The sequence below is a fragment of the Thermostilla marina genome (assembly GCF_054657455.1).
This window is the reverse complement of record NZ_BAAHYR010000001.1, coordinates 2,062,327-2,073,922: the sequence shown is the minus strand read 5'-3', so window position 1 is coordinate 2,073,922 and position 11,596 is coordinate 2,062,327. Positions and strand designations below refer to the sequence as shown.

The 11,596-nt window shown below is 59.8% G+C and carries 10 protein-coding genes; 2 read left to right on the top strand and 8 right to left on the bottom strand.

What is annotated here, in order from left to right; genetic code table 11:
- Nucleotides 1–37: 37 nt before the first annotated feature.
- From ACYQ2I_RS07580 to ACYQ2I_RS07570, 3 genes are read right to left on the bottom strand one after another with little or no spacing between them, the layout of a single operon-like run.
- Nucleotides 38–1,402: a cytochrome b family protein gene (locus ACYQ2I_RS07580; RefSeq protein WP_460166407.1), complete on the bottom strand. Its 1,365-nt coding sequence runs from the start codon at nt 1,400–1,402 to the stop codon at nt 38–40.
- A gap of 54 nt (nt 1,403–1,456) precedes the next feature.
- On the bottom strand, nt 1,457–2,230 hold the full coding sequence (locus ACYQ2I_RS07575; RefSeq protein ID WP_460166406.1) for a cytochrome b N-terminal domain-containing protein: 774 nt from the start codon (nt 2,228–2,230) through the stop codon (nt 1,457–1,459).
- An 18-nt stretch (nt 2,231–2,248) separates the two neighbouring features.
- On the bottom strand, nt 2,249–2,749 hold the full coding sequence (locus ACYQ2I_RS07570; protein ID WP_460166405.1) for a QcrA and Rieske domain-containing protein: 501 nt from the start codon (nt 2,747–2,749) through the stop codon (nt 2,249–2,251).
- Nucleotides 2,750–3,187: 438 nt separating this feature from the next.
- Here ACYQ2I_RS07570 and purD point away from each other — a divergent pair, with 438 nt between their 5' ends.
- Entirely contained in the window at nt 3,188–4,480 is a 1,293-nt protein-coding gene (gene purD, locus ACYQ2I_RS07565; RefSeq protein ID WP_460166404.1) for a phosphoribosylamine--glycine ligase, read from the top strand.
- Nucleotides 4,481–4,543: 63 nt separating this feature from the next.
- Here purD and ACYQ2I_RS07560 read toward each other — a convergent pair whose 3' ends face one another.
- The 3 genes from ACYQ2I_RS07560 to ACYQ2I_RS07550 all read right to left on the bottom strand — a co-directional run bounded on the left by ACYQ2I_RS07560 (nt 4,544) and on the right by ACYQ2I_RS07550 (nt 7,635).
- Nucleotides 4,544–5,254, bottom strand: a complete 711-nt coding sequence (locus tag ACYQ2I_RS07560; RefSeq protein ID WP_460166403.1) for an NYN domain-containing protein — start codon at nt 5,252–5,254, stop codon at nt 4,544–4,546.
- A 63-nt stretch (nt 5,255–5,317) separates the two neighbouring features.
- Entirely contained in the window at nt 5,318–6,601 is a 1,284-nt protein-coding gene (locus ACYQ2I_RS07555; RefSeq protein WP_460166402.1) for a dihydroorotase, read from the bottom strand.
- A gap of 80 nt (nt 6,602–6,681) precedes the next feature.
- On the bottom strand, nt 6,682–7,635 hold the full coding sequence (locus ACYQ2I_RS07550; protein ID WP_460166401.1) for an aspartate carbamoyltransferase catalytic subunit: 954 nt from the start codon (nt 7,633–7,635) through the stop codon (nt 6,682–6,684).
- Nucleotides 7,636–8,060: 425 nt separating this feature from the next.
- On the opposite strand from ACYQ2I_RS07550, the gene ACYQ2I_RS07545 reads away from it, so the two are divergent.
- Entirely contained in the window at nt 8,061–8,894 is an 834-nt protein-coding gene (locus tag ACYQ2I_RS07545) for a GGDEF domain-containing protein (protein ID WP_460166400.1), read from the top strand.
- Between the two features lie 23 nt (nt 8,895–8,917).
- Here ACYQ2I_RS07545 and ACYQ2I_RS07540 read toward each other — a convergent pair whose 3' ends face one another.
- Nucleotides 8,918–10,588 (bottom strand): ABC transporter permease subunit, encoded by a 1,671-nt coding sequence (locus ACYQ2I_RS07540; protein ID WP_460166399.1) that lies wholly within the window; start codon nt 10,586–10,588, stop codon nt 8,918–8,920.
- Nucleotides 10,589–10,641: 53 nt separating this feature from the next.
- Nucleotides 10,642–11,568 (bottom strand): ABC transporter ATP-binding protein, encoded by a 927-nt coding sequence (locus ACYQ2I_RS07535; protein ID WP_460166398.1) that lies wholly within the window; start codon nt 11,566–11,568, stop codon nt 10,642–10,644.
- Nucleotides 11,569–11,596: the final 28 nt, after the last annotated feature.

Here is an 11,596-nt window from a genome sequence, read left to right as displayed (position 1 = left end):
AAACACCCTATCCGTCGGGCATCTCGCCTTCACACGGCTACACGTGAATTCCGACCTCGGGAAAACTCAAGAAATAACTGATCCCCAGTGCAAACCGGCCCAACATCTTCAACGGTATCAAGAACATGGCAAGGCTCAGGCCGGCGAAAACGACATACCGAACCCGCCCCATTTCTCGGACGAGGTGCTTTCCCGGCCGCCATGCGATCCACCACGGCAGCGCGAGAAAGTACAAAATGACGGCCGCGATGCCCGGCAATTCCCGGACGACGATCGGCCACGCCTCGATACGCCCCTCACCGCCAATACCGACGAGGGCCCACACCATTTCGGAAAACGTCCGACTCCCGTGCACGGCCGTTTTCGTCGTCTCCCAGCCTTCGTAAAGCCCGTAAAACCCCCAATTCGGACCGCGAAAAAACGTTCCGATCACGATCAACAGGATCCATAAATTGAGAAAACCGAAATAGAACAGCCACAACGCCATGGGACGCTCACGGCACGTGTAGTAGCCGTTACCGGATGGATTTCGATCGAGGTACGGCACGGCACACAGTCCCACGATGATCAAGACGGGATAAACCGCTCCGGCCAACCAGGGATCGAAATAAACCAACAACTCCTGCAATCCCAAAAAGTACCACGGGGCCTTGGCCGGATTCGGCGTGACCATCGGATCGGCGGGTGCTTCCAGCGGTGCAGCGACGGCTCCCGACCACGCCAACAATGCCGCGGTAGTCAATACCATCGCGATCAGCTCGATATAGACCAGATCAGGCCACACCAGGAATTTTTCTTGTTCTCCCGGCTCGGCCTCGATCGGAGGCTTGCCCGCGAGGATCCGCGCATCGTTTTCACAGCCCAAATGCACTCCCAGCCAGGTGAAAAAGCCGATCGTTCCCAACAGCAGAACGATGGCGATGTTGTCCGGCTGCGAGACGAGCTGAAAGAAATGCCGATCCGGTAAGGACAACAACACGAAAGCAGCCGCCAAGTCGGCCGCCGCCAGCCCGAACCAGCGTTGGGCGACGAGCGTTCGCCAACGGGCCGCAGCGACCGTCCACGCGACCGATGCAACGAGCAAAGTGGCAGGCTTCAACACGCCGTCGATCCCGCGCCGTACGAACGCCGGCAATACGGGCACGCTGCCCATCATTGCCGAAACGCTCAATCCCGCAAAAACCGCGCAAGCAACCCCGGCGACGAAGATTTCCCCCGTCAACCGTTGATGATCTTCGCCTGCGGCTCGATGTTGTGTCTCCTGGACGTTTGCTCGAACATGTCGCATCCGAATACGCCGGCCCCAACGGACCACGGGGAACGCATTGACAATCGCCGCGAGCGCATACCAAGCCGCCGTACACGTGCTGCTCAAGGTTTCGGATCCGACAACGTCGCTCATATGTTTTCTCGCCGGCACCGCGAAAAATTCCCCGGCGCCGTTCGACTGGCAGGCTTACAACGGTCCACTGATGCCGCCGTCCTTCCGGACTCGCCAAAAATGCAAGGCACAGGCAAAGGCGGCAACAACCGGGATTCCAACGCAATGAAGCACATAAAAACGATTCAACGTATTCTCATCGACGGCCGTCGATCCGAACACCCAATACCGGATGTCGGAGCTTTCAGTAATCAGCCGTATCCCATCGACCGTCAACCATGTGTGCCCCGGCCCCTGATGCCCCACGATCGGAGTCGCTCCGAGCATGTTCGAACCGACCGTCGCCGCCCAAATCGATAGCTGATCCCAAGGGAGGATATATCCGGTGAACGACAACAACAACGTCATCACCAAGAGCCCGACGCCGACCACCCAATTGAATTCACGCGGCGGCTTGTAACTGCCGGTCAGTACGACCCGCAGCATGTGGAGCATCACTGCAATCACCATGGCATGCGCAGCCCAGCGATGCAGTTCACGCAGAATCCCGAACGACACGACATCGCGCAACGCAACCATGTCGGCATATGCATACTGCGCCGTCGGCCGGTAGTAGAACATCAACAACACGCCGGTCAAAATCTCAACCAAAAATAAGAAAAACGTGATTCCGCCCATGCACCACGTAAACCGAAGCCGCAGCGCGTATTTCGGCAAACTCACGGGGTGCAAATGCAGCACCAAGTTCATCAACACGACAATGATTCGATGCCGCCGATCCTTCGGCGCCGGGTGCCGAATGATGCTGCGGTAAAGCTGCGAGTTGCGGATACGCTGCCAAAACGACATGGGCCAATCACAATCGTGTCATGCATGCTTCGGTTCGGCCTGACCGACGACCACGACGCTGCCGGGCGGATTGCCGCGAAGTGCCGATTCGGAAAACTCGATCTGCGGCAAGACCAAAAGCCTGCCGGAGGCGGACAACGTGATGCCGCACCGCACGAGCGGCCGCGGCGCCGGTCCGGCTTCGTTCTCGCCAAGCCGACTGAACACACTTCCATGGCACGGGCAACGAAAATGACCGCCGGCCGCGTCCCACAACGTCAGGCACCCCAAGTGGGTACAGCGTGCCTTCAGTGCGATGATGACTTCCTGTTCTCCGATGACGTCGCGGACGATCCATACACCGTGCCGATCGCGGTAGCGGGTCTCCACATGCCCCGGCGCGTAATCCTCGGGGCGTCCTACGTCGATCGGCGGCTCCCGCGTGGTCCCGGCGTTCGGGAAAAGAAATCGCACGATCCCGAGCCCCCACAAGCCGCCGACAACGCCGAACACCGTGAACGCCAGTGTTTGCAACCGCACAACGGCTCGTCGAAACCAACGGCGACGTGTGATACCGAAACGCATATGCCGTTGTGACTTTGGCGACCGCTCGCCAAAGCCGCCAGATCGAGTTGTTCTCTTACACTCGCACATCGGATCCGATAATCCCGTATGATTGGTCGACTCGGCTCGCTATTCGATCCCAGATCGGTGGCTAACCCTACATCGCGCCGGAACGATGCTGCGCAGCGTTCCTTTCGACCGCGGCGAGCCGCCCCCGTCCGGACAATCCTATCACCAAGGCCGTTCGTTCTGTTATCGACGTCGTCGTTCGCCTTGTCAATCGAACGACGTCGGGGCGGACTTTTGCGGCCGAATCTCCTCCACTACAATAATCGTTTCAGTGTCCCGACCGGCCGGTAATCAGGGCCTGTCGGTAAGTTCTCCTTGGTGGTCGTAATGGGAGCAGCGGGTTCGATGAACATCCTCGTCGTGGGAAGTGGCGGTCGTGAGCACGCGTTGGCCTGGAAACTCAAACAAAGTCCTTTGGCCGATCGTGTCTTCGTCGCGCCCGGTAACGCGGGGACGGCCAAGGATGCTGAAAACGTCAACATCGAGGCAACCGACTTTCCGGCGTTGATCCGCTTCGCCAAGGAAAACAAGGTCGAATTGACCGTTGTCGGCCCCGAGGCTCCGTTGACCGCCGGGATCGTCGATGCCTTCGCCCAAGAAGGGCTCAAAGCCTTCGGCCCGACCAAAGCGGCAGCCGAACTCGAAGGCAGCAAGGTGTTCTGCAAGAACCTGCTCCGTTCGGCCCGCATCCCGACGGCCGAGTACCAAGTATTCACACGAGCTCAAGAGGCACTCGCGTACCTGGAACAGCGTGAAGACGGCCCGATCGTGGTCAAAGCCGACGGTTTGGCGGCCGGGAAAGGGGCGATCGTTTGCGATAATCGAGAACAGGCCGCGCAAGCCGTACGGCGGATTGCCGTGGATCGTGAATTCGGCGACGCCGGTAATCGCATGGTCATCGAGGAGCGCCTCACCGGCCAAGAGGCAAGCGTGCTGGCCATCACCGACGGCGAAACCATCGTCACACTCCAACCGGCGCAGGACCACAAGCCGGCCTACGACGGTGACAAAGGTCCCAATACCGGCGGAATGGGCGCCTACTGCCCTGCCCCGCTGGTCGACGATGAACTTCTGCATCGCATCGAAGTCAACATCCTCGTACCTACCGTCCACGCAATGAAGATGGCAGGTCGCCCCTTCAAGGGCGTGCTGTACGCGGGCTTGATGATCGCGAGAAACGAACCCAAAGTCCTCGAATACAACGTGCGGTTCGGTGATCCTGAATGTCAGCCCCTTTTGATGCGTCTGAAAAGCGACCTGCTCGAAATCATGCTGGCAACGGTCGAAGGCAAGTTGAGCAACCTCGACGGCCTCGAATGGGATCCGCGCCCGGCGGTGTGCGTCGTCATGGCCAGCGACGGCTATCCGGGCAAGTACGAAAAGGGACATCCGATCGCCGGGTTGGAAGAAGCCGATGCCATGCCCGACGTGAAGGTCTTCCACGCGGGCACGCGAATCAAGGAAGACGGTACCGTCCTGAGCTGGGGCGGACGTGTCCTGGGGGTTACGGCCCTCGGCGAAAACATCGCTCGCGCCAAGTATCAAGCCTATGCCGCGGTCAAAAAAATCCGTTGGAAGGGCGCGTGGTGCCGGAAGGATATTTCGGACAAGGCCATTGCAATGCTCGATCAAACCTGACTCGGTTTCGGCGATCGAATATCGCTTGGCCCTACCGAGGAGCGCCGGCCGGCCGATTGTTCGCTAGGGGCCGAGTAACGGATCGTCGTCATCCCACTCGAGATCTTCGCCGTACCCGGGCGGAAACGGATTTCCGACATCCGGCTTGGAATCCTCGACGGGCTCCCGCGCAATCGTCTTTTTCGGCTTGGACGCTTTGCCGGGGTTTCTCCGGGGTTTGTCACCTGTGGACAAAGGGGCGGTCAGTTCCCGTTCGAGCTGTTGAATCTCACGATCCCGCAGCCACTCCGTCAACCATTCCCCAAGATCGATATCGTCCGTCGTCGGCTTCCAGGTCGGATCGACTTCCTCGTCCTTGGAAATATTTGCCGCGCCGACGATCTGCCGAAACCAGACCTCGCTATCGACGACGGTCGCCTTGCGGCGCCGTGCGGCACGATGGATACGATGGTCACTGGAGACGACCGTCAACTGTCGCGGAGAGTGATGTTCCTGAATCAGGCGTTCGATGACGTCGTCGGCCTCTCGCGAGCGGGGGGCAAAATGGACGGTCAGCCCGCGATACTCGAACTGTTTGGGCAGTCCCGGCGGAGCAGCCGATGCGTCGAAGACGATCCAAGTCGCCCGGCATTCATCGGCCGACAACGACTCGGCCAGAAAATCCAGCAAGGCGTTTCGCGCGCGTTCCAGTTCGGTCAATCGATCCGACAACGCGCGTCCTTGCACGTCGGTGGCATTGAGCAGATTGTATCCGTCGATGAGAATCCGGATCACCGCCTCGTTTTCCGCGATCGACTCCACATGCGGCTGGTTTCAGGCTCGCCCCGCGACGCTCGACTAGCCATCGAGCCGATACTTCACCTTTCCGCCCACGATAGTAAACTTGACACGACCTTTCAGTTCCCATCCGGCAAAGGGCGTATTCGACGCCTTGCTTTTCAGCTTCGCCGGATCGACCACCCAACGATCCTCGGGGTCGAGGATCGTGACGTCGGCCGGGGCCCCGATCTTCAATGTGCCGCCTTCGATACCCAGGATTTCGGCAGGACGGCAGGTCACTTTCGCCAGGACTTGCATCCACGGCATCTTATGCTCGTCGATCAGCCGCATTACGATCAATCCCGCGGCCGTTTCGAGCCCGATGATGCCGAACGGCGCGCGATCGAGTTCGAGCATCTTCTTTTCTTTCGCATGCGGTGCGTGATCGGTCGCGATCGCATCGATCGTGTCGTCCTTCAATCCCTCGATCACCGCATCGACATGTTCTTTTGAACGAAGCGGCGGGTTCATCTTGAAATTGGCATCGAACGCCCGCATACACTCGTCGGTCAAGGTGAAATGGTGCGGCGTCACCTCGGCCGTCACCCGTACACCGCGTTTCTTACCGCGCCGGACGGCCTCGACGGCACCTGCCGTCGATACGTGCATCACGTGCAGCCGGCCGCCGGTCGCCTCGGCCAAGCCGATATCGCGGCTGACCATGACCGACTCGGCCGCCTCGGGGATGCCGGGCAGGCCCAACACGAGCGAGACCTCGCCCTCGTGCATGATGCCGCCCTTTACCAACTCGGGAACTTCGGCATGGTTGCAGACGGCCTTGCCGAACATATTGCAGTACTCGAAGGCGCGTCGCATCAACTCGGCATCGTAAACGGGAGCGCCGTCGTCGGTGAAACCGACCGCGCCCGCCGAAACGAGCTGCCCGATCTCGGACAATTCTTCGCCTTCTCGGTTCTTACTTACGCACCCCAACACGTACACACGGCAATTGTCGGCACGTGCGGCCTTTTGACGCACGAATTCAACGGCCGCGGGAGAATCGATCGGGGGATCGGTGTTGGGGCAACACGCGATCGACGTAAACCCACCCGCCAGCGCCGCGGCCGTGCCGGTTTCGATCGTCTCGTCCTCGGACTGTCCGGGCTCCCGAAGGTGAACGTGCATGTCGATCCAACCGGGAGAGACGATGCATCCGCTCGCATCGATCACTTCGTCGCCGGATGTCGGCTCCTGATCGTAAGCGGCGATCTTACCGTCTTCGATCACGATCGACATCTCGCGATCGATCTGTTGACTAGGGTCGATGACACGTCCGTTTCGGATTACGAGTTTCCCGCTCATGTTCTTCCGTCAGCGTTCTATTTTCAGGGGGGCCGCGTTCCGATTCTCGTTGTCGTCGTAGTTCGTCTTCCCTTCGGCGGTCAACGTCCGCACAACAGCCACAGTACCGCCATGCGTACGGCCAAGCCGTTGGTCACTTGGTCCAGGATCGCGGAATGCGTACCGTCGGCGACATCGGCCGTCACCTCGACGCCCCGATTGATCGGCCCCGGCGCGATGATCAAGATATCGTCTTTCGTCTTCGAAAGGCGCTCGGCATCCATTGCGTACAGCAATGCGTACTCTCGAACCGAGGGAAACGGTCGACGGGCCTGTCGTTCAAACTGGATCCGCAGCAAGTTCAGCACATCGACCCGGCCCAAGATCGCATCGAGGTCGTAGCAATACTCGACGCCGAGTTTTCCCCAAAGCGGCGAAACCAGCGTAGCCGGACCACAGACGATGACCGTCGCTCCCAGTTTCTTGAGCCCCCAGATGTTTGAACGTGCCGTCCGACTGTGGGCGATGTCGCCGACCAAGGCAACGGTGACGCCTTCCAGTCGACCGAGCCGCTGCCGAATCGTCAAGATGTCCAGCAACCCCTGGGTCGGGTGCTCGTGCGGTCCGTCTCCGGCGTTGAGCACGGAACAGCGCAGATGCTTGGCCAGCAAGTGCGGCGTGCCCGGCACGCGATGGCGAACCACGACCGCGTCGATTCCCATCGCCTCAAGATTTTTCGCCGTGTCGACGACGGTCTCCCCTTTCGATAGGCTGCTCGTCGATGCCGAAAAATCGACCACGTCAGCCCCCAAACGCCGCGCGGCAAGCCCGAAACTGGTGCGCGTTCGCGTCGAATTTTCGAAAAAGAGATTGACACATGTCTTGCCGGTCAGCAACGGGACTTTATGCGTGCCTCGATCAAGGGCCCGCCGAAACACATCAGCCACATCCAGGATCAGCCGAATCTCGTCTGCCGAAAGCTCCTCGAGCCCCAGAAGATGTGGACGAGTCCATTTTCCGGCGAACGCCGCCAATTCACGCTGCAGTGTCTCCATCGACGACATCCAATCAGGTAAGAAAGACGAGAACGAGCCCCCCGTCTGAGCGGGAGCCGATGCGAGCAGATCCGCTGCATCCGGGGAACTAATCGGCCCCCATCGGGGCATGCTATAGTACACTGGTGTCTTTCAGCCTCCGCACCGACACCTCTCGGCGATGATTGTAGGGCGTCCGTCACGTTGCTGCAATAAACCCAGGGGAAACATTCACGCTCGAAATCGGAAAATCATCCGCCTTTTTCGTCCAGTACAAGCGGTACGGCTCCTTGCTCCAATTGACGAGTATGACGCAACATATTCCGCGACCTGAATTCGTTTTCTGCATCGACGATCCTGGTATTACGGCACATCTGCGCTCCGTCCTTCGATCGTGCTCGTACACTTCCGAAAAGATTCCGCAGCGCGCGTCCGGTGCGGACCGGATGAAGGTCGCCCAGACGCTGCAATCGACCTCCACGAGCGCGGAACCGCTTGTATGGATCACGGATCGGTCGGATCACGAACTGTCGGAAAAACTTCGCGAAACCGACGCGCTACCGACCGCCGTCGTTGCAGTACGGGAAGACATTTCGTCGTTGTCGGCCGAGATTCTACGCGTCCGCCAGGCTCGTGTTCCCATCTTACCGCTGCCGCCGGACGCCTCGGCAAGGGAATTTCGGCTGGTCGTTGAAGCCGCGCTCGTAGCGGGCCGTTTGGCGACGTTACGGCATCCTGCGCGCCGTGCACGCCGTCTGTTACACGACAAGGCCTATCGGGATCCGTTGACCGAGTTACTCAATCGTCGCGCGTGGGAAGTCTTGCTGCGCCGCCGGGTTCATCGGGCGATTCGTCGCCGGCAAGGTTTTGCCCTGGCGATCCTCGATATCGACTGTTTCAAGGAGGTAAACGATCGGCTCGGTCACCGGCGCGGCGACGAGGTTCTCCAGACGGCTTCCCGGGTGCTGCGGGCGTCGTTGCGATCGGAAGATCGCATCTTCCGCTTCGGAGGCGATGAGTTCACCCTGCTGCTGGAAATCAGCGACGCAGAGATTGCCCGGTCGGTCGTCGAGCGCGTGCGATCCCAGATTTCGCGAATGCACGAGCAATGCGGCGATCTGCCGCCGGTAACCGCCAGCGCCGGATTCACCGTATGCTCGGGAACCGAACCGGGCCTTGCTGCCGAAACCTTCTTCGATTGCGCCGATCGCGCCCTGCTGGCGGCCAAACAGGCCGGCAAGAATCGAACGTGCGGCGGCCGTTTCACGCCGGGAAGCTGAAGGCGTCGCCGATCGTGCGGGTTTCAGATGTCCTTCTCCTGCTCAAAGCCGACGCGCCAACGGCGGGCGAACGCGCGATGCATCCACGCCAACAACGAGAGATTGATCACCGACCACACAACGAGTGAGATCGCAACGTGGGCATACGACAAATCGAGCAGGGCGCCTCGCGAGTTCGTGTGTTCGGCAATCCACCGCACCGGCACGCTCAACACCGCCGCGATCGGGCTCGTACACATCGAATGCGCCAACCAAGGCAGCCACGGAAGGTCCGGCGAGTAGATTTTCAACACGCCGTAACCAGTGGGAATCGGCACTAAACCGAGAAACAAAACCATCAATCCGACGACCAGTGCGCGGCGCGTATTCGGGGCGTAGAGTGAACACGTCAATCCGACCGTCCCCCCCGTAAACACCCCCAACGCGATAAACAAAAGAAACCACCCAACTGCCGTCAGATCGCCGCCGAATACGCGAGGCGGAAAGATCATCGCAAGCACGATCGGCACACAAAACATTGCCGTCATGCCGCCCGCGATCCGCAACGACGCAAACAACTTCCCGGCTACGATCCGCCCCGGCGAGAGGGTCGTCGTCAACAGCAATTCGAGCGTCTCTCGTTCTCGCTCGCCGGCGATCTTGTCGGCCGAGAAGATGGCTCCCAGCAACATTCCAAAGAGCATCACGTTGACGATGTACAACGACGCCCACTCGGGACGAACGAAAAGGCACACGAACATACAGCCGATCGTCCACAACGAAGCCAGATTGACGACCGCCCGGAACACCGCACCGTGATGCGCAAACAAGTCGGCGCGAATCTCTTTGTCGAAAACCGGGTCGCATCCGTCCGGAATCAGCTCCCTTTTCGGCGAGGGCACGAACAAGCGGTCGGGCATACTCCGAGACTGCAACACGAACCCGCCTTGTAAAACGTCATCGTCGGCGGTCTCGTCCGGTGAAGTGTCGACCAGCGTCAGCTCTGGACGTTGTAGGGCACGGATGGCCGTTCCCGCGACCTGCAGTGCGGCAAACGTCGAAAACAACGGTGCTATCGCGAACTCGATCACCAACCGGATCGGAATCGCAACACGCGTCAAGGCGAAATACACCGCGAGGTACCCTACGGCGATGATCGCAACCACGAAAGCGGCCTTCAAACGTGCTGCGACGACGCTCTCTTCGAATACGCTGATCGCAACGCTCGTTACCCCCATCACCAGCAAAGCCGAAGCGGTATAACAAAACGTGGCGAGCACCTCCGAAACCGAAGCTCCACCTAATGGAATGCACAGCATGACGATCGGCAGCGCAATCAGGGTCATGATCGCCAAATAGGCCATCGAGGAGCAACACTTCCCCCAGAAAAGCGCTCGGCCGGTCAGCGGAGTGGTCAACAGCAGCTCGAAAGTGCGTTGTTCCTTTTCGTCGGCGAAGGCTCCGGCCGATTCGGCGGGCACGAGCCCCGCCAATACAACGAAAAGCCCGCCGAAAAAGACGCGAATCAGCAGCGCAGATGCCCCCGAAGGAGTGGTCAAATCAAGATACTCCACCTCCGGCCAGGCGGACACGACCAAGCCGCCCAGGGCCCCCAGCGCGATGAGCGCAGCCCAGAATGCAGCTGCCGATCGCAACGAGCGTCGCAATTCACGACCGATGATCGGATTCTGTTTCCAGCGCCGACGTTCCGCCACGTCCCTTCCTTTCGGCAACCCGGTCGCAAAAACGCAAAGGACAAGATCGCGTGCTACTGGACGATCCCCTTCGTTACCGTCATGAAAACGTCTTCCAAGGTGGGATCCTCCTCGGCGAACGATTGAACCCGCACGCCTTCGCGGACGAGCTGTTCCAGCACGTCGGCCACTGCCTGGTCGTCGGCCTGCATTTCCACACGTGTTTCGCCTCCTTCGGTCGAGATTCCGATCGTTTCCGGACGTTCGCGAAGGACGGCCAGTCCGCGATCGGCATGTTCAAGAAAGCGAATCCGAATGTGCCGCGTGGCCCGAATCTTCCGATAGACATCGCCGATCGCCCCGCTGATGAGAAGTTTCCCTCGCTCGATGATGCCGATCGAGGTGCAACAATCGGCGAGTTCGCTGAGGATGTGGCTCGAGATCAGAATCGTCTTCCCCATCCGCCGCAGTTCCCGCAACAGTTCTTTCAATTCGATTCGCGCACGGGGGTCCAACCCGGAAGCGGGCTCGTCCAATATCAGTACGGGCGGATCGTGAACCAACGTTTTTGCCAGGCACAATCGCTGCTTCATGCCTCGCGACAGGGTCCGCAGATACGCGTTTCGCTTTTCGACCAAATCGAGCAACTCGAGGACGTCGGCGATCACCGCCTTTCGACGCGCCCGCGGAATCTGGTAGGCCGCAGCAAAAAAGTCGAGAAACTCCCATACTCGCATGCCGTCGTACAGGCCGAAATGATCCGGCATGTAGCCGATGCTTCGGCGCACGTCCAACGGTTGCTTGGTCACCTTGAAGCCGTTGACGATCCCCTCCCCCGCCGTCGGCTTGAGCAAGGTAGCCAGGAATCGGATAGTCGTCGTCTTGCCCGCCCCGTTGGGACCGATGAAACCGAACACCTCCCCTTGCTCGATCTTCAACGACAGGTCGTCGACCGCCGTCACGTCACGATATTCTTTGCGAAACCCTTGTAGTTCGATCATGTTCCACCAATTCTTCATCCAAACGGAT